Here is an 18,705-nt window from a genome sequence, read left to right as displayed (position 1 = left end):
CAGAAAATTTTTCCCACAGTTAAAAATGGTTCAGGTTGTCAAAGAATTAAAAAAGGAAAAAACATTTCCAAATGGTGCTGAAATCCGAACCGCCCATAACTGGCTCTCAACATTAACGCTGCCTTGAACTTTTTTGCAATCATGATCTATTACTAAACACACTTTGCCACGTGATAATTGAGAGGATTGTTCCTTTGGAACGCAGGACAGACTTTTTAACCATGCATACCGGGATGAAAAACCAAAACTGACAAAAGAAACGATTTTGGCTTCATGGGAAAGTTATTTTGTTGAGATGTAGTCAATATTAAACTCTGCATCGTAAACGACGGCGCATTATTGTGCGGTCCATGTTATTTTCCATTTCTCATATTCTACAGGACGAATGCGGTAACGGGCAATATTTCCATCATGCAGGCCCATCAATTCCGTTTCTACAACTTCAACAAAACGCTCCTGTTCCTTTAACTCAATCTTTTCAACTGCACTCTGTTTTATAAAAGACACGGCCATCTTTTTATTCATAACACCATGCACAACATCATTGACAACATTAAAAATGAGTGCGCGGTGACGAAGCCGGAAAGGGTCGGGCTCTCCAAGTGAACTGCGTACAGCTGAATAGCGGGCGCAGGAACGCTCATATGCCCATATAAAAACATCCCTGAGCAGCTCAATCCTATTGAGTTCATACACCCCCATCAGTCCGTCAATATAGGCTTTCTCAGGCACATCAACAAATGAAAGGGGGCATAAATTGTCTCGAATAAGAGGAATATTTGCAGACAGGCGCGAAACCCGCTTGTTCACATCTTCGAATGGCTGGAGATACGGCAAATGAACCATTGCAAAAAAAGCCTGTTCAAACGGATTTTCAATTGCAGTGGCTTTTTCAAGCACTTTTAAAAAAGACTCTTTTATCAACTGCGGCATTTCCAGGGGAATATAAACTGTCCCGCTTATTCCAACCGGAATGGCGCGCAACCTCCCGCACGCCCTTGGATCGGCCAGCAGGTTATCCGATAAAAGCGCATGAAGATTGCAAATTGTATAGCTGTTGAACCCGATTTCCCGGGCCTGTTCCACTAACAGTTCGATAGCAGCCTTGTGGTTCAAAATCATTTGTGATTCTTTCGCCTGCTTTCCCTCGGCGACCTCACCAAATTCAAGCAAACGATCTGTTTCAAGCAATGAGTAGGTATTACCCTCCAGACGACTTGAATTCCATGACAGGTCAATCAAAATACGATTAAATACCTGCCGTGCATATGTCCCGGCCGGCCGATGATCATCCGACGATTGTCCCATTTCATAAAGCCGCTGCCGAATCTCAAGAGAAAGGTAGAAGGTAGTATTGGGAATATAATCATCGATAAATTCTCTATTATATCCGACTGGCTGACGGTTCTGAACCGGTTTGCGAACCGCCTGCTTAATTTGCTCTCCTTCCCGGGATACGGGAATATATGCCTCGGCATGAGACTCTACTTTAAGACTGGGTAATGTAGCATCTAATTCTACTTTTACTTTCTCAATGTATCTGCTGCCTCGGCCCCTGCCTTTCAGGACCAGCTTCTTCTGAGCTACAAGTTGTCTCAGACGGCGCTGAAGAGTCCTGCGTGGTAACAATTTTTCCATGACAGCGCTAATATCTTTAATAGACGCGCCTTCAGTAAATTGGCCGACTGCTCTCAGAACAGCATCTAACTCATTTTGTGGTATATGTTTTGACATGATAACAATATGGCACATTTTTCATAATTGCGCCACATAAAACAAATATTGTGGCGCAATAATGAAAAAACGGGGTGCGAGTACTGCCTGTGGAAACGTTTTGTAAGGAACTACACTAAATTACAATAAGTGTAACCTGATGTGGAGTGACCAAGAAATATGCAGCCTATTAATCACACGCACCTTACTTTACTCATGACAAAAATCGTGTTATATCTATTATACTATGACAAAATTCAGACATAGATATATTAAAAACCAGGTGACAAATGACCTTAAAACCAGAATGGTTTTTATTGGCGGTCCAAGACAGGTGGGGAAAGCCACCTTTGCTCTGACGTTTTTACCAAAACCAATCGAAAGCCATCCCGCATACCTGAACTGGGATGATATTTCAATAAGAGCCTCATTGTTAAAAGGAGAATTGCCGTCGAATGAAAAAAATATTGTTCTTGATGAAATACATAAATATGCCAGATGGCGAAACCTTGTAAAAGGTTTTTACGATACAAATAAATCTGAGATATCATTTATTATTACAGGCTCGGCAAGACTTGATTATTACAGTAAAGGAGGAGACTCCCTCCAGGGAAGATATCATTATTACCGGTTGCATCCGTTTTCCCTTACAGAGCTGAATCCTGACCCTGGTAAAAAAGATTTTAAAGTTTTATTAAAATTTGGCGGTTTTCCTGAACCCTTATTAAAGGCAGAGGAAAAATTCTGGAGAAGATGGCAGAGGGAGAGACTTCAGCGGGTTATTTATGAAGACATCAGAGATCTTGAAAACATAAAAGAGATCAGCATGCTTGAATTGCTTGCCCGGGAGCTTCCCAACAGGGTCGGCTCACCTTTGTCTGTAAAAAATCTCAAGGAGATACTTCAGGTTGCCCACGAAACCGTTGAACGCTGGTTGAAAATATTTGAAAGGATGTATTATTGCTTTCGGATTCCGCCATATGGTCCTCCAAAGATACGTGCAGTTAAAAAAGAACAGAAATTATATTTATGGGACTGGTCTCTTTTGGACGATCCCGGTCCAAGATTTGAAAATTTTATTGCCTCACATCTTTTAAAGTACTGCCATTTTATTGAGGATACAGAAGGTTTTTGCATGGAACTTCGTTTTCTCAGGGATACTGATAAACGGGAGATTGATTTTGTTGTATTAAAAGAAGGGGTTCCCATGTTTGCGGTAGAATGCAAAACAGGAGAAAAAAGTATCAACCCTTCTCTTTTCTATTTCAAAGAAAGGACACATATACCTGATTTTTACCAGGTACACCAGGGCACAAAAGATTATAAAAAAAACGGGGTGCGAGTCCTGCCCGTGGAAACGTTTTGTAAGGAGCTTGGACTTCCTTGAACGGCTTGTATGGAGCCAGTCCAGGTATCGCTTCCCTCATGCAGGTGCTGTAAGGCATCCACTACCATTTTATTGAAGGCTTCCCGATGATTTTCCCGTACCCTTCCATATGTCAATTCAATGTTTTTTATTCTTGACAGAGATATTTTTATAAATTATATTTGTAATACACATAATACGCGTATTACTATTGGAAAGTTTAAAAAAAGGAGAATAAAATGGCTTTATCCGTACGATTGCGAGATGATTATATGAAGAGGCTGGATTATCTTGCAAAAAAAACAAACAGGCCAAAGACTTTTTACGTGAAAGAACTTTTCAACAGACATTTTGATGAATTGGAAGATATTTATCTTGCTGAAACTGCACTTGAAGAATTTAAGAAAAGTGGAGAAAAGACAATCTCTTTAGATGAAATGAGAACAGAGATTGGCCTGGACGATTAATTTTATACCAAAAGTCAAGAAAGAGCTTAAGAAACTTGATAAAAAGGATTCTAAAGCTATCTTAGATTTTTTGGAAAAAGAAGTGTTACTTTTAGACGATCCCAGAGAAAAAGCGATTCGCCTTAAAGAAAATCTAAGGAAATTTTGGAAATTTCGTGTCGGTCAATTTCGCATCATTGCTGACATTCAAGAAAATAAATTGCTTGTTTTAGTGGTTAGGATTGCTAACAGAAAAGACGTTTATAAAAAATTTAAAGAGCCAAAAGAAGCACAAAAAATTGTATCTTTTTCTGATCTTAAAAAGTAAAAAAAGTAAAAAATATCAAATAACAGTCCCGGATGAAAAAAACACCTGTAAATTCATAATATATTTATTGAAACACACCCGTAAAATAATAATCAAGGTTTGTTAAATCTCATATTTTATGATATCTTAAGTGTCTATAATGAACAAAAATTAAGGATGTGTCTTATCAATGCAACGACAACAATTACAATTTCTTGATAACTGGCTGAATAACAAAAATCGTAAGCCACTTATTATTCGCGGTGCCCGACAGGTGGGCAAATCGACTTTAGTGGAATTATTTGCCAAAAAACATAAAAAATCTTTACTCAATGTAAATCTGGAGCGTCATCCGGAGTTGTCGCAAATATTTTCCGGTAAAGACCCGGACCAGATTATTCAGCAAATTGAATTTCTGCCGAACATGGAGAGTGTCAATAAAGAAGCTGTCTTGTTTCTTGATGAAATACAGGCAGTCCCGGAAGCTATCCCGGCGTTGCGTTATTTTTATGAAGACAAACCTGAACTTCCGATTGTGAGTGCAGGCTCTTTACTGGAATTCACCTTGTCTGATCATTCTTTTTCCATGCCTGTCGGAAGAATACAGTATCTTCATATGGGGCCGATGACTTTCACTGAATTCCTTGGTGCACTTGGCGAGGAAAAGCTTCAGTCCTTTGTAATGAATTACAGATATGGTCAGGAAATCGGTGAAATTGCACATCAACGTTTATCAAATTTACTGCGCTCTTATTACTATATTGGCGGAATGCCGGAAGCAGTAGCTGTTTTTGCCGACAATCAAAGTTATAAAGATGTCAGTCAGGTTCATAATTCCATAATCGAAACCTATCGAGAAGATTTCCCCAAATATGCAGGCTCGAGAAATCTTCACAGGATGCTTAATGTTTTTAATTTTGTTGCAAGAAATGTGGGGCAGAAAATAAAATATAGTAATATTTCACTGCAGGATCAAAGTGTTACCATAAAAAAAGATCTTGAACTGCTGTCCATGGCACGGGTTATCGGAAAAGTGACTCACAGCCATTGTTCAGGTCTGCCGCTACAGGCTGATATTAATGAAAAAGTTTATAAAACACTCTTCCTGGATGTAGGTTTGATGAATGCTGTTTGTGGCCTGGACTGGCGTGTTGTTTCCCAAATGGATGATATAAAATTAATTAACGAAGGCGTTATGGCTGAGCAATTTGTAGGACAACATTTACAAACCCTGCTTTCGGATACGCCAAACAGAGAATTGACTTATTGGCTGCGTGAGGGCCGCTCATCTAATGCTGAACTGGATTTTGTGATCGGGATAGCCGGTGCTGTTATTCCAATAGAAGTTAAAGCAGGCGCAGCAGGAAAACTGAAATCTTTACATCAATTTATGGGCAGTAAACAGGCACCGCTTGCCATTCGCTTTGATGCATCCCTGCCGTCTATCCATCAGATAAATACGGTTATTAACCTGAACAAACAACGCAAAAAAATTAACTATCCCTTAATGTCTCTGCCTTTGTACCTGATTGAACGTCTGAAAATCATTATTGAGGATTATTTAGACCATTATTAACATCCCGTTTCGTGGCGCCTTGTTTGAATCCTGGGTGGTAAAAAATTATAGCTATGCCATGGAACGCCCTTCGTATGGAGTAAGAGTACTGCCTGTGGAAACGTTTTGTAAGGAACTTAAACTTTAATCATCACAAGATCTGATTAATTTAATTTCATCGCCCATCACCTGGAACAGTTCAAGTGGTTTGACGGGTTCACCCTGCGGGTCAAAAGACGTGGGACAGGTGATTGTCCTGCTGAACGTGTTTGACTGAAGATACTTTACCACGTCCTTTCTTGAACTGACTGCTGGAGAAGACAGGGCATTCATGATAATCATGGCGGTGTCATAGGCGATGGCTTCAGTATATTCAGGAAAGTTGTCTGTGGCTTTAAAATAGGATGAAATAAAATCCTTGACTCTTTTTGATTTAGAATCCGGATAAAACCCGTCCGGGAAAACTGCTGTCTGGACATAATCTTTTGCCGGCAGCAGCTTCTGTGAATTCCAGAGATTTGTTCCCATGAGCTGTACGTCGATACCATGATATTTCAGTTGCGGTGCGATCATATTGACCATGCCTGCCGTATCAGGGATAAACAATACATCAAAATCAATCTTTGCCCTGTAAATTTTATTTCGCTTCTTTACCTCATCCTCTTCCAGATCCACATATTCACCATTTTCATCAAACTTTTGATATCCGGTAATCAATTTTTGGATCTGATCGGAAAAATCTGTTTGAGACGGCTCATATGAAACCATTATGGCCAATTCGGCATCATACTGAGAAATAACATCGATAAATGCGGCTTTAAATACCATGCCGTATTTTTCATTGGGGTATAAAATGGCAAACCGGGTAAATCCGTAATTATCCAGAAAATAGGATATCCCGGTTCTGATCTGCATGGCCGGTGTCATATAGTTTCTTAAAATAAATTGACCTGCCCTGGTCACATCAGGTTTCTGAGACATTACCATCATGGGAATACCCAGATTGTTTGATTCAATCGCAGCAGAACGAACGGTTATCATGGGTCCGATAATGCAGGAAACCTTTTCTTTTTCAAACTTTTTGACCGCCTTTACAGCAGCGGCCGAATCAGAGGCAGTGTCTTTAACAGAAAGCTGAAAAACCATGGTGCTTTGCGTATCATTAAATTTGTTGACGGCCAGTTTAATGGCGTCGAGTACTCTATGGCCTGCTAAATGATAATATCCGGTCAACGGCAGTAAAACACCTATTTTATTTTTTTTGAACGCAGTCTTTTTTATTATTTTTTTTAATGCCGTAACCTCAGCTATTTTTTTTGTCAGCGCCCGGACCCGGGATTTGCTCGTTTTACGGTCCAGATATTCAAGGGCTTCGCTATAAAAGTGAAATGCGTTCGTCTTTTCCCCCCGTGCATTGAAAACATCACCAACCCATTCCAGTGCCTTTATATAGTGTTCAACAGAGCAGGGGTTTTCAAGTATTGCAGTCCCTGTATCCAAGGCTTTATCAAAGCTTTTTTTTGAAAACAATTTTTCAATTTCTATCAATTTCTGATTCTGCTCATTACAGATTTCCGGACTTATCAAATCAGACGCAATCACAGGAAGGGGGGGAATATTAATGATTTCCTTTTTTTGAGCACAGGAATAAAAAACAATAAAATAAATGCTGATGAGTGCAATAAAAGTCTTATTACCCAAATACCGTTTCACAATACCTTTATGATCTAAAATGGTTATTTATTTACAATCGCAACATTCTATTCTATTGTATGATGAATATGACATATGGCGGCTTTTCTTACAAGAACGAATATCAGTGTCGGAAACAATTAGGATGGGTATGAAACATATGACTGAAAGAATACTGGTTGTAGATGACCGTCCAATGAATATCGAGCTTTTGGATGCCATTCTTACTTCGGCAGGATATATTGTGGATTCTGCCGAAAGCGGTGAAGAAGCGCTTAATAAAGTCTTCAATGACCCTCCGGACCTGGTCCTGCTGGATGTCATGATGCCTGAAATGAACGGGTATGAAGTATGCCGCAGGATTAAAAAAAATAAATCTTTACCCTATATCCCTATCGTCTACATAACTGCAAGTGAACTCGAACAAGAAGACGTCATAAAGGGTCTGGATGCGGGCGGGGATGACTATATCCGCAAACCGTTTAACATGGCAGAATTGCTGGGAAGAATTAAGTCCTGTTTGCGTGTAAAATCACTATATGACGAATTGACAAAGGCTAAAACAGAGCTGTCTCGATATGTCTCTTTGCCAACACTGAAAATGGTTGAAAACAAAATTCACAACCACCCGGAACCTGAGAATCGCGAGGCATATGTGACTATTATGTTTTCCGATATTCGGGAATTCACCCAAATTTCAGAGGGAATGACCCCGGCAGATGTATTTGCTAAACTGAACATCAATATTGGAACGCAGCTCGAAATTATTGAAAAATATCAGGGCATTATCGAGAAGCTCAACGGTGATGAGGTCATAGCTGTATTTGAGGGCCCGGATATGGCTGATAACGCCCTTAGATGTGCTCTTGAAATTATCCATGCGTTGTCAAAACCAGGATACAATGAAGAACTTGATTTTCCTTATGTGGGTATCGGCATTAATACAGGTCAAATTTATCTTGGTAACGTAGGGAATGAATCATTCAGGGACTATACCGTTATCGGAAACACGATCAATATTGCAGCTCGCCTTTGTGGACTTGCCGATAAGTTTGAAGTCCTGCTTACCCAAACAACCCTGGCATCTGTTAATAAGGAGCAATTCCATTTCCAGTCCATTGGAAAAAAGATGTTAAAGGGATTAAGCAACCCCATAGAAGTATTTAAGGTGACCCGATGAAAAATACAGAGAGTCCATTAAAACAAAAACTCTTTATCATTGAGGCACTGGTGTTTCTCATACCCGTCCTCTCTGGTATTTATATTTATTTTCAAAAAGAACTCTCCTTTGAGACTAATCATCTTCTAATTATTCTGGCAGCCCTGTGTCTCATTCTGGGTGGAATGGTATTACTCAGGCAGGTCTTTGACCGGATACTCAGTATCCAAAATATAATGAAAACGGCGGAGCGTGGAGAGCCATATGTTGTGAATGTACAAAAAGATGCCGGCGATCTGCGCGAGATTACAAACTCTTTCAACAACATGATGAATAATTTTCAGGACGCCAACAAAGAACTTCAACGCCGTATCGAGGAAATGGCTGAAATGAAAAAAGTGGCTGCTGCTCTTCAGCGTGCAAAGGAAGAGGCAGAGACAGCCAATATGGCCAAGAGTCGATTTCTTGCCAATATGAGCCACGAATTTCTCAGTCCGCTCAATACTGTTATCGGGTTTTCCGAACTACTGAAAGCCAAGACCCACGGAGAACTGAATGAAAAACAGATGGAATACACCAATAATGTGCTGGAAAGCGGGCAACACCTTGTAAAATTGATAAATGAAATTCTTGAGCTTTCAAAAATCGAAACACAGCGTATAGAACTGAAACTGTCAGAATTCGACACGAATGATGAGTTGCAGGACGCAGTGAACCTGGTCACAGCATCTGCCGATAAAAAAGGAATTGCCCTGACATTAGACGTACAACCGGATATGCCGCCCATCACTGCGGATCAGGATAAATTTAAACATATTGTCCTTAATCTTTTAAACAATGCCTTGAAATTCACGCCCACCGGGGGCTCGATTATTCTCGCCGCAAAAACAATTAAGGGTTCCGAGTTACAAATTCCGGGTTCCGGAGAGCTAAAGAATTTCCTTCAAATTTCCATATCCGACACTGGGGTTGGCGTTAAACCCGAAGATCGGGAAAGGATTTTTTCCATATTTGAACAGGGAGACACGTCCTCAAAAAGGCTGTTCGATGGAAGCGGGCTGGGGCTTGCAATGAGCCGTAAGCTTGTGGAACTCCACAAAGGAAAACTTTGGATAGAAAGTGATGGAGACGGTAAAGGAAGCAGGTTCAGCTTTGTTCTGCCAATTAATCAGAGCTAAAAACTGTATAAAAAAAGGCTCTCAGAAAACTTCCAAAACCCAATAAATTTGGGGCATGGTTGCCGGTATCCGAATCAGACACGAATCAATACAACCATAAAAACAGATACCTTCGCTATAGTCATTTGAAATGGAACCGGTCCAGAGGGGACCCTTCACAGGGTCATAGCCTACTATATCAAGCCATAGCCGCAAGCATATCAATTTTTGGTACAGCCTGCCAGCCGGTCTCTTTCTCTTTTGCACACCACATGTCATAATTTTTCTGCAAGTTTGCCCACAGATCCGGTGTGGTATCAAATGCCTGAGAAAGCCTCAAGGCCATGTCCGGTGTAATACTCTTATGCTCGTTAATAATGCCGGATAAAGCCTTCCTTGACACATTCAACGTTTCAGCCAGCTTAGTAATTGTCAAATCTAAAGGCTCTATGTAATGCTTTCTCAAAATTCGGCCAGGATGGGCCGGTTTTCGCTGCCTTCTCATTTTTTATTTCCCTTATTTTGTAGAGCCTCAAGCCCTTTGAGACTCTACTTGTTTAATTGTTTTCCTAATGATAATTTTTGTAATCAATAATATAGACGTTGCCATCTACCATCTTAAAGGTTACTAGCCATGTTCCGGAAACGGAAACGGCATAAATTTTATCTTTTTTTGGTTCCAGCAAATGCAAACCAGATCCTGGGTAATTCATGTCTTTTATGTTACTTGCTGCGTCAAGTCTGTCTAAAATATCGCCTAAGTTTTCGGTGTGATTCGGGTCAACTCCCTTTTTTGTTCCTTTATAAAAAAAGTTTTTTAAACCTTTATGAACAAATGTTTTAATCACTCTATTTTTGGCTGCCTCCTTTTGTTATAGGTTTGTTGTGGTTTGTAACCTCGTAACCCCCATGGTTACAATATAGTGTTTAATAAATGGAGTTGTCAAGACAAAATGTATAAAAAATAAAGTTATAATAAAATACGAGTACGGCTATTCAACCTTATTAGAGACTATTGCTGAATAAAAAAGGGCCTTGGAAAACTTCCAAAACCCTTGTAATTTTTGTGGAGGCGGCTTCCGGACTTGAACCGGAGAATAACGGCTTTGCAGGCCGTCGCCTTACCACTTGGCCAAGCCGCCTTGTTTTATATGGAGCGGGAAACGGGATTTGAACCCGCGACTTCGACCTTGGCAAGGTCGCACTCTACCACTGAGTTATTCCCGCTCAATAAACAAAAAAGATTTATATACTCCGCCATTGAATTTGTCAATATCAAATTTGATATCAACCTTAAAATGAAAGGAATTTTCTGGCCTTAATAAAGTAATCAAGCCCGGACCACACTGTAAAAATCAATGCGCCGTAAAGAAAGAACAGTCCAATGGAATTAAAGTCGATTCCTATATAGCTGTAATGTATGGTCAATGGTATAATCGCTGCAATCTGAAAACCGGTCTTGTATTTACCCAGCCATGAGGCTGCGACATCCTGACCATTTTCAATTAATACACATCTTAAACTGGTCACGGCAAGTTCTCTTCCAATAATGACACAGGCAATCCAGGCCTGCATAAACCCTAAGGACACCAGCATTACCAGTGTTGAAGAAACCAGAAGTTTATCTGCCATGGGATCAAGAATTTTACCTAATTTTGTAACCAGCCCTTTTGTCCTGGCAAGATATCCGTCAAGATAATCTGTAATGGCTGCGGCAGAAAAAAGTACGGCGGCACTGAATGTTGTGATTTTTGTTTCAACCATTAAGAGTATCACAATCACAGGGACTGCAATGATCCTGGATATGGTCATGAAATTGGGTGTCAGGATAATTTTTTTTATTTTATCAAACCCGGTCATCTTAAATTATCCATTCTTTTTATTCCAGTCTGCCATAAAGGCGTCAATTCCTTTATCTGTCATATGATGGCCTGCAAGTTTTTTCAAAACCCCGTATGGAATGGTGGCAATATCAGCACCCAGAAGGGCTGAATCCAGCACATGGAGCGGGCTTCTGACACTGGCCACTATAATCTGGGTATCAAAATCATAATTGGCATAAATTTGAACCATCTCTTCAATCAGCCCCATTCCCTCCTGGGCAAGATCGTCCAGCCGGCCGACAAAGGGGCTTGCAAATGTGGCACCTGCTTTGGCCGCCATCAATGCCTGAAGTGCTGAAAAAACCAGTGTTACATTTGTTTTTATCCCTTCATCCGAAAGGGTCTTTACGGCCTTTAAGCCTTCAACCGTCATGGGGATTTTAACGGCAATATTATCTGCTATTTTCGCAAGGTCCCTGGCTTCTTCTACCATGCCGTCATACTCAAGGCTGATAACTTCCGCACTGACCGGACCTTTTACGATTTTACAAATCTCAGCTATAATTTCTTTGAACTCTCCGTCTTCCTTTGCAATCAAAGAAGGATTTGTTGTTACCCCGTCAACCATGCCCATATCATTGGCATCTTTAATCTGGTCAATATTTGCCGTATCTATAAAAAATTTCACTTTAAGCCTCCTTATCCATAGGGATAACCTTCTGGGTTTCTTGTTTTTCTAATTTTTTTAATAATTCATCTGATCGTAAATTTAAAACCGGATGAATCGTATGAGCTCCTATATCACAAATGGGTATTAATACAAAACACCTTTTGTGCATTCTTGGATGCGGAATTCCAAGGTGTTCGGTTTTGAGAATCAAATCATCATAATAAATAATATCCAGGTCAATAATCCTGGGGCCGAACCTGAAGGGCTTCCCGTCCTTATCCAAATCTTTTTCCACTGCCTTTAAAACAGCAAGCAGTTCCTGCGGGTCCAACAGAGTTTTTATTTTCAAGGCTGCGTTTACAAACCAGTCCTGGTCTGTATAATTTTGCGGTTGGGTTTTATAAAAAGGTGATGCGCCAGCCACATCAATCTTATCATGATTTCGTAAAAGGTTTATGGCATTTTTGAGGTTCTTTTTTTTGTTTCCAATATTAGAGCCGATACTTAAATAAACAATATGCCGATCCATTTTTATTTATACTCAAATTGAACCGTTTTTGAATACTCGCTTCTCATATTGTCATCACCTGTTGCCTGAACCCTGAAATAATATTTAAATCCCTTTTCTATTTGAGTGGAAAATTCCATGGAAGGCATGGCAACAAATTTAATCATTTTAAACTCAAAAGGACATCCTTCGCAGGCTTCAAATGTTTTTTTGCCCATGAATATTTCAAAACCTTCGGGTTTTACAGCAGCCGTCTCTTTATCAATTTTATGGTTCCAGAAAAGTGTGATTTCCTTATCGCCGGCTGTATATTTTAAATCAAATGGTGCGGCGATTTTCTGTCCTTTTATTTCAGGAGGCAATGGAGGGCCTTTTATACCGCATCCTAAAAAAGTCAGGAGGATGACACTGAACAATACCATTAAAAACTGAATGGCGGCTCTCTTGTTTTTCATTATAACCCAAGCTCCCCTGCTGCTTTCTTTACTGCCTTTTTAACATTATCAAAACCGGTTCCCCCATAGGAAATCCGTCTTGAAATCATTTTATCGATGGTAATAAATTCATAGACATCTTTTTCAATCAAATCACTTAAATCTTTAAACTCTTCAAGGGTCAGATCATTGAGTTCCTTTCCCAGATTCAAGGCATAGGCAACGGCTTGTCCTGCCACTGCATGGGCATTCCGGAAGGCCATTCCTTTTGAAACCAGGTAATCGGCAAGGTCTGTGGCATTTAAAAATCCCTGTTTGCAGGCCTCAACCATTCTGTCTTTATGAATCTTTATATTTTCAAACATCCGGGTATAAACATCCGTACAGATTTTGAGCGTATCCACTGTATCAAACAAAGGCTCCTTGTCTTCCTGCATATCCTTATTGTATGCCAGGGGCAAAGACTTCATCAGGGTAAGAATACAGACAAGGTTACCCACAACCCTTCCGGTTTTACCCCTTACAAGCTCTGCCACATCGGGATTCTTCTTTTGGGGCATGATACTTGATCCTGTGGTAAAAGAATCTGAAATGGTAATAAAAGAAAATTCAGACGAAGACCAGAGAATCAATTCCTCGGAAAGCCTTGAAAAATGAATCATGGTAATGGATGCATGGGAGATGAACTCCATGACGAAATCCCTGTCTGACACAGAATCAATGCTGTTGTCTGACACTTTTGAAAATGAGAGCACGTCTTTGGTGAATTCACGGTTCAAGGGATAAGTCGTACCGGCAAGTGCTGCCGCACCCAGGGGCATGACATCAATTCTTTTAAAGCAGTCTTCAAATCTTTCAATGTCCCGTTTAAACATTTCATAATATGCCATCAGATGGTGGGAGAACAATACCGGCTGAGCCCTTTGAAGATGGGTATATCCTGGCATGATCACATCCAGGTGCTTTTGGGCCATTTTGACAAGAGCTATTTGAAACCCGGCCAAAAGATTAATAATTAATCTTGTCTCTTTTTTCAAATAAATTCTGACATCCAGGGCAACCTGATCATTCCTGCTTCGTCCGGTATGGAGTTTTTTTGCCACATCCCCGGCAACTTTCCCCAATGCATCTTCAATATGCATATGAATATCTTCAAGGCCTGCTGAGAATTCAATTTCATTGTTCTCAATCTGCTCTTTTACTTTTCCAAGTCCTGCAATGAGGGTATCTGCCTCATCCCGGGTAATGATGGATTCCTTTGCCATCATTTTCAAATGCGCAATGCTTCCTTCAATGTCACTGTCGTAAAGCCGCTTGTCAACATCTATGGATGCATTGAATTTTTCAACCAGTTTGTCCGTGCTCCGGGAAAATCTTCCGCCCCAAAGTTTTTCATTCATTGTATTAAACTTTCCAGAATGGCTTTATGCATATGTCTTTTGTTTTCTGCCTGATCCCAGAAGACTGCATTTTTATCTTCAAGAACATCTTCTGCAATCTCTTCACCCCGGTGAGCCGGCAGACAATGCATGACCAGCACATCATCCTTTGCACCGGATAAAAGACTTTTATTTACCTGAAATCCTTTAAAGGCAATGATCCGTTTAGACAATTCATCTTCATCCCCCATGCTGGCCCAGACATCTGTATAGACCACATCTGCATTTTTAACCGCCTCTCCGGGATCATTTGTAAACTCAATATCGGTTTTCGCTTTTACCAATGCCGACTCAATGATTTCGGGGTTAACCCTGTGATCGTCCGGGCAGGCCACAACCAGATCAAGCCCTAGAACACTTGCGGCATTGATCCAGGAATTGGCCACATTATTCCCGTCTCCCACCCAGGCAATTCGAATGTTTTTGTATCCGCCCTTATGTTCGATAATGGTCATGAGATCACTCAAAATCTGACAGGGGTGAAAAGAATCGGTGAGCGCATTGATCACCGGTATGGTTGAACTTTTCGCAAACTCTTCTACCAGAGCGTGATCAAAGGTTCTCATGGCAAGGCAGTCAATATATCTGGAAAGGACTCTTGCCGTATCCTTGGCCGGTTCATTCCTGGAAATCTGGGTATCATGTGTGCTCATGTAGATGGGGTGCCCGCCAAGCTGGATCATTGCTGTTTCAAACGCCACCCTTGTCCGGGTGGATTTTTTATCAAAGATCAACCCTAAGGTCTTTCCGGTCAATAATTTATCAGGGATCCCCCTGGCATATCTTTTCTTTAGCTGAATCGCCCGTTTAAATAATTTTTCAAAGTCATTTTTTTCAAGGTCTAAAAGAGATAATAAATCTTTTTTCAAAACAAGTCGTCTCCTAAATTACAACAGGCTGTCCAATACAGATATCAGCCTGTCAATTTCTTTTTCTTCAATAATCAACGGTGGCGCAAACCTTAGAACTTTATCCTGAATTCCATTTATTATAAAGCCTTTTTTCATTAATTGCCCAACAAAAAAGCCCGCATCCTTATCCACTTCCAAACCAAGCAAAAGACCTTCTCCCCGGACATCCACAACTCTTGAATGTTTTTCTTTGAGTTTTTCAAGTTTGTCCTTAAAATATTGGCCTTTTTGACGGACTTGATCTAAAAACGTTTCTTCACTGATAATATTCACCACTTCCAAAGCGGCTGCCGTGGCAAGCGGTGTCCCGCCAAAGGTTGTGGCATGACTGCCAAAATCAAACCCGGTTGCAGCATCCTGGGTTGCCAGCATGGCGCCGATGGGAAGCCCGTTGCCAAGGGCTTTTGCAAGGGTCATGATATCCGGTATTACATTGTAAATCTCATGGGCAAAAAGAGTTCCGCATCTTCCCATGCCGCACTGAATCTCATCAAAAATCAATAAGATTCCCTTATCATTGCAAAGGTCTCTGACAGCTTTCAGATAATCAGGGTCCGCAGGAATGATGCCGCCTTCGCCCTGAACCGGTTCAAGCATGACGGCACAGATAGTTTCATCGATTTCGTTTTTCAACGCATCAATATCATTAAAGGGAACATAAGAAAATCCTTCAAGAAGCGGATAAAACCCCTCTTTGATCTTGTCCTGCCCGGTGGCGGTTAAAGTTGCCATGGTCCGCCCGTGAAAGGATTGTTCCATGGTGATAATTTTAAACCGGTTCTTATCCCCTCTTTTTTGAAAATACCGCCTGCTAAGTTTTATGGCCGCTTCGTTGGCCTCTGCACCTGAATTTGCAAAAAATACCCGGTCTGCAAAACTTTTCTCACACAATTTTGATGCCAGATCTGCCTGGGGCATGGTATAAAAAAGATTGGACACATGAACAAGAGTTGATGCCTGCCGGTTAATCGCTTCCGTGATTCTCGGATGGCAGTGCCCCAGACTACAGACTGCAATCCCGGCTAAAAAATCTATATATTCTTTCCCGTCCTCATCCCAGAGAGATGTTCCCTCACCCCTGACAAATGCTTTGCCTTGTCTCAGATAGGTTTGAAACACAAAATTATCTGTTTTTTTAATCGAATCCACGTTTAACCCTCTTGTATTTAAAGACTATATTTAAAGTCTAGTCCACAAAAACCTGAGTACCGATACCGGAATCGGTAAACAGCTCAAGCAGCACGGCATGGGACAGTTTCCCGTTGATAATGTGCGACTTTTTCACACCGTTTTTTAACGCATCCAAAGCACATTCAACCTTGGGGATCATTCCGCCTTTAATCTGCCCTGTTTCAATCATTTTTTGAATGACTGCTGCATCCACAGAAGAAACCAGTTTTTTGTCCGCATCCAGCACACCATCCACATCGGTTACAAGTATCAGACGTTCTGCATTCAAAGCTGACGCTACTTTTGATGCAACAAGATCGGCGTTAATATTATAGGTTTCACCATTTTTACCCACGCCCACCGGTGCAATAATGGGAATAAATCCTTTGACCGTCAAAGTATGAATGATATCAGGATTAATGTTTGACACATTGCCAACCATGCCGGGATCTATAATTTCAGGCGGTTTATTTTCATTTTCCCGGTAAAGAATGGTCATCTTCTCTGCTGTAATCAACATCCCGTCTTTTCCGGTCAGCCCCACAGCTTTTCCCCCCTGCCGGTTAATCCCTGCAACAATGTCCTTGTTGACCTTGCCGCCCAGAACCATCTCAACCACATCCATGGTTTCATCATCGGTATATCTCATACCCCGGACAAATTTAGACGTAATTCCCATGGAATCCAACACTTTATTGATCTGAGGTCCGCCCCCGTGAACCACAACCGGATTCACCCCGATATATTTTAACAAGGTGATGTCGTTGGCAAAATCCTTCTTCAATTTTTCATCCACCATTGCATGACCGCCGTATTTAACTACAATGGTCTTGCCGGAAAATCTTTTTATATACGGGAGCGCCTCAATGAGTATGTCAGCAACACTGTTTGTCATAGGATATACCTTGTCAAATCTTCATTTTCAACAATATCCATCAATTGCTTTTCCACAAAAGATGCATCAATTACAATCTTTTTTTCTTCTATATCAGGTGCTTTAAAAAGAATATCTTCCAACAGCTTTTCCAGAATGGTATGAAGCCTTCTGGCACCGATATTCTCTGTTGTGGAATTGACTTCCACGGCAATGGCTGCAATCTTGTCAATCGCATCCGGCGTAAACTCAATTTCCACACCTTCTGTTCTTAGCAGGGCAATGTATTGAAGCACAAGTGCATTTTTAGGTTCTGTTAAAATTCTTGTAAATTCATGGGCACCCAGAGAATCGAGCTCCACCCGTATGGGAAACCTTCCCTGGAGTTCCGGGATCAGGTCTGACGGTTTTGAAATATGAAATGCACCTGAAGCAATAAACAGGATGTGGTCTGTTTTCACGATTCCATATTTTGTTGGCACGGAACTTCCTTCAACAATGGGCAGAAGATCTCTTTGAACCCCTTCTTTTGAGACTTCAGGCCCATAACTTTTTTCTTTGCCCACGACTTTATCGATTTCATCTATAAAAATAATCCCGGACTGTTCCACCATGGTTACGGCATCTGTCTTTACCTGCTCCATGTCCACAAGATGGGCGGCTTCTTCCCCTGTCAAAAGTTTTATGGCATCTTTAATCTTTACTTTGCGACGTTTGGTGTTTTTGGGCATCAGGTTTCCCAGCATGTCCTTGACATTAATTCCCATCTCCTCAACTCCGGCATTGGAAAAAATTTCAACCATGGGAGAAGATTTGGCTTGCACCTCAAGGTCAATCTGTCTTGAATCCAGCTTCCCGCTCCTAAGCATCTTTCTCAGTTTTTCCCGGGTGGATGCTTTGGGCTTACTCTCTTCATCTTTCTGCCCGGTTGCAATGATGTCAATGTCATTTGAAACAAGTGCGCCAACAGGTGCACCAGTAACAGCACCAGTTTGGGAAGACGGTGGCAGCAAAATATCCAGAATCCTTTCTTCGGCAATTTCAGCGGCTTTTCCCTGGACTTCTTCCTGCTGCCTTGCCCTTAAATTGTTTACCGTCAATTCCACAATATCCCTGATCATGGATTCAACATCCCTGCCGACATATCCAACTTCGGTAAATTTTGAGGCTTCAACCTTGTAAAAAGGAGAATCAGCTAAATTGGCAAGCCGTCGTGCTATCTCTGTCTTTCCCACACCCGTTGGGCCAATCAATATAATATTTTTCGGGGCGATTTCTTCTTGAAGATCTTTGTCAACCTGCCGCCTTCTCCATCTGTTTCTAAGGGCAATGGCAACTGATTTTTTGGCATCATTCTGACCAATGATATATTTGTCCAGCTCTGTAACAATCTGTTCCGGTTTTAAATCTTTCATTATTTCCCTTACGGGGTCAGGCTTGCTTTGTTGTCGTTATTTTTCAAAATAACGACAACAAAGCAA

At 41.0% G+C, this 18,705-nt stretch carries 19 protein-coding genes and 2 tRNA genes; 6 read left to right on the top strand and 15 right to left on the bottom strand.

Features of this window, described 5'->3' with window-relative positions; genetic code table 11:
- Window positions 1–336: 336 nt before the first annotated feature.
- Window positions 337–1,752, bottom strand: coding sequence for a Fic family protein (locus QAI40_RS12485; RefSeq protein WP_299981569.1), 1,416 nt, complete (start codon window positions 1,750–1,752; stop codon window positions 337–339).
- A 208-nt stretch (window positions 1,753–1,960) separates the two neighbouring features.
- Between QAI40_RS12485 and QAI40_RS12480 the strand changes: the two genes are divergently transcribed.
- The 4 genes from QAI40_RS12480 (at window position 1,961) to QAI40_RS12465 (ending at window position 5,408) form a co-directional block, all read left to right on the top strand.
- The gene (locus QAI40_RS12480; RefSeq protein ID WP_299981567.1) at window positions 1,961–3,100 is read left to right on the top strand and encodes an ATP-binding protein; all 1,140 of its coding nucleotides are present in this window, start codon (window positions 1,961–1,963) and stop codon (window positions 3,098–3,100) included.
- Window positions 3,101–3,318: 218 nt separating this feature from the next.
- Window positions 3,319–3,546: a type II toxin-antitoxin system RelB family antitoxin gene (gene relB / locus QAI40_RS12475; RefSeq protein WP_299981565.1), complete on the top strand. Its 228-nt coding sequence runs from the start codon at window positions 3,319–3,321 to the stop codon at window positions 3,544–3,546.
- Window positions 3,530–3,853, top strand: a complete 324-nt coding sequence (locus QAI40_RS12470) for a type II toxin-antitoxin system RelE family toxin (protein WP_299981563.1) — start codon at window positions 3,530–3,532, stop codon at window positions 3,851–3,853. The genes relB and QAI40_RS12470 overlap by 17 nt, the downstream gene beginning before the upstream one ends.
- A 169-nt stretch (window positions 3,854–4,022) precedes the next feature.
- Window positions 4,023–5,408 carry an ATP-binding protein gene (locus QAI40_RS12465; protein WP_299981561.1) on the top strand — a complete coding sequence of 462 codons (1,386 nt, stop codon included), beginning with the start codon at window positions 4,023–4,025 and terminating at the stop codon, window positions 5,406–5,408.
- 123 nt (window positions 5,409–5,531) lie between these two features.
- On the opposite strand, the gene QAI40_RS12460 is transcribed toward QAI40_RS12465, so the two are convergent.
- Window positions 5,532–7,088: a penicillin-binding protein activator gene (locus tag QAI40_RS12460; protein ID WP_299981559.1), complete on the bottom strand. Its 1,557-nt coding sequence runs from the start codon at window positions 7,086–7,088 to the stop codon at window positions 5,532–5,534.
- A gap of 142 nt (window positions 7,089–7,230) precedes the next feature.
- Here QAI40_RS12460 and QAI40_RS12455 point away from each other — a divergent pair, with 142 nt between their 5' ends.
- Both QAI40_RS12455 and QAI40_RS12450 read left to right on the top strand, forming a co-directional pair.
- Complete coding sequence (locus QAI40_RS12455) at window positions 7,231–8,259, top strand: response regulator (protein ID WP_299981557.1); 1,029 nt, start codon at window positions 7,231–7,233, stop codon at window positions 8,257–8,259.
- Window positions 8,256–9,416, top strand: coding sequence for a sensor histidine kinase (locus QAI40_RS12450; RefSeq protein WP_299981555.1), 1,161 nt, complete (start codon window positions 8,256–8,258; stop codon window positions 9,414–9,416). The genes QAI40_RS12455 and QAI40_RS12450 overlap by 4 nt, the downstream gene beginning before the upstream one ends.
- 178 nt (window positions 9,417–9,594) lie before the next feature.
- Here QAI40_RS12450 and QAI40_RS12445 read toward each other — a convergent pair whose 3' ends face one another.
- The 13 genes from QAI40_RS12445 to hslU form a co-directional block, all read right to left on the bottom strand.
- Complete coding sequence (locus QAI40_RS12445) at window positions 9,595–9,900, bottom strand: HigA family addiction module antitoxin (RefSeq protein WP_299981553.1); 306 nt, start codon at window positions 9,898–9,900, stop codon at window positions 9,595–9,597.
- A gap of 64 nt (window positions 9,901–9,964) precedes the next feature.
- Window positions 9,965–10,243: a type II toxin-antitoxin system RelE/ParE family toxin gene (locus QAI40_RS12440; protein ID WP_299981551.1), complete on the bottom strand. Its 279-nt coding sequence runs from the start codon at window positions 10,241–10,243 to the stop codon at window positions 9,965–9,967.
- A 219-nt stretch (window positions 10,244–10,462) separates the two neighbouring features.
- A tRNA-Cys gene (locus QAI40_RS12435) sits at window positions 10,463–10,537 on the bottom strand.
- Window positions 10,538–10,547: 10 nt separating this feature from the next.
- Window positions 10,548–10,622, bottom strand: a tRNA-Gly gene (locus QAI40_RS12430).
- A gap of 66 nt (window positions 10,623–10,688) precedes the next feature.
- On the bottom strand, window positions 10,689–11,255 hold the full coding sequence (pgsA, locus tag QAI40_RS12425; protein WP_299981549.1) for a CDP-diacylglycerol--glycerol-3-phosphate 3-phosphatidyltransferase: 567 nt from the start codon (window positions 11,253–11,255) through the stop codon (window positions 10,689–10,691).
- A 6-nt stretch (window positions 11,256–11,261) separates the two neighbouring features.
- Window positions 11,262–11,906, bottom strand: a complete 645-nt coding sequence (gene fsa / locus QAI40_RS12420; RefSeq protein ID WP_299981547.1) for a fructose-6-phosphate aldolase — start codon at window positions 11,904–11,906, stop codon at window positions 11,262–11,264.
- Window position 11,907: 1 nt separating this feature from the next.
- Window positions 11,908–12,417, bottom strand: coding sequence for a 2-amino-4-hydroxy-6-hydroxymethyldihydropteridine diphosphokinase (gene folK / locus QAI40_RS12415; protein ID WP_299981545.1), 510 nt, complete (start codon window positions 12,415–12,417; stop codon window positions 11,908–11,910).
- A gap of 2 nt (window positions 12,418–12,419) precedes the next feature.
- Window positions 12,420–12,851: a hypothetical protein gene (locus QAI40_RS12410; RefSeq protein ID WP_299981543.1), complete on the bottom strand. Its 432-nt coding sequence runs from the start codon at window positions 12,849–12,851 to the stop codon at window positions 12,420–12,422.
- Complete coding sequence (argH, locus tag QAI40_RS12405) at window positions 12,851–14,230, bottom strand: argininosuccinate lyase (protein ID WP_299981541.1); 1,380 nt, start codon at window positions 14,228–14,230, stop codon at window positions 12,851–12,853. The genes QAI40_RS12410 and argH overlap by 1 nt, the downstream gene beginning before the upstream one ends.
- On the bottom strand, window positions 14,227–15,138 hold the full coding sequence (gene argF, locus QAI40_RS12400) for an ornithine carbamoyltransferase (RefSeq protein ID WP_299981539.1): 912 nt from the start codon (window positions 15,136–15,138) through the stop codon (window positions 14,227–14,229). Before argF ends, argH begins: the two co-directional genes overlap by 4 nt.
- Before the next feature lie 18 nt (window positions 15,139–15,156).
- Window positions 15,157–16,329 (bottom strand): acetylornithine transaminase, encoded by a 1,173-nt coding sequence (locus tag QAI40_RS12395; protein ID WP_299981537.1) that lies wholly within the window; start codon window positions 16,327–16,329, stop codon window positions 15,157–15,159.
- A gap of 37 nt (window positions 16,330–16,366) precedes the next feature.
- Window positions 16,367–17,245: an acetylglutamate kinase gene (argB, locus tag QAI40_RS12390; protein WP_299981535.1), complete on the bottom strand. Its 879-nt coding sequence runs from the start codon at window positions 17,243–17,245 to the stop codon at window positions 16,367–16,369.
- On the bottom strand, window positions 17,242–18,639 hold the full coding sequence (gene hslU / locus QAI40_RS12385; RefSeq protein WP_304511654.1) for an ATP-dependent protease ATPase subunit HslU: 1,398 nt from the start codon (window positions 18,637–18,639) through the stop codon (window positions 17,242–17,244). Before hslU ends, argB begins: the two co-directional genes overlap by 4 nt.
- Window positions 18,640–18,705 lie beyond the last annotated feature (66 nt).

The sequence above is a fragment of the Desulfobacula sp. genome (assembly GCF_030611305.1).
Lineage (GTDB): Bacteria > Desulfobacterota > Desulfobacteria > Desulfobacterales > Desulfobacteraceae > Desulfobacula.
Note: the sequence above shows the minus strand (reverse complement) of the source record. Positions and strands in the feature narration are given on the sequence as shown.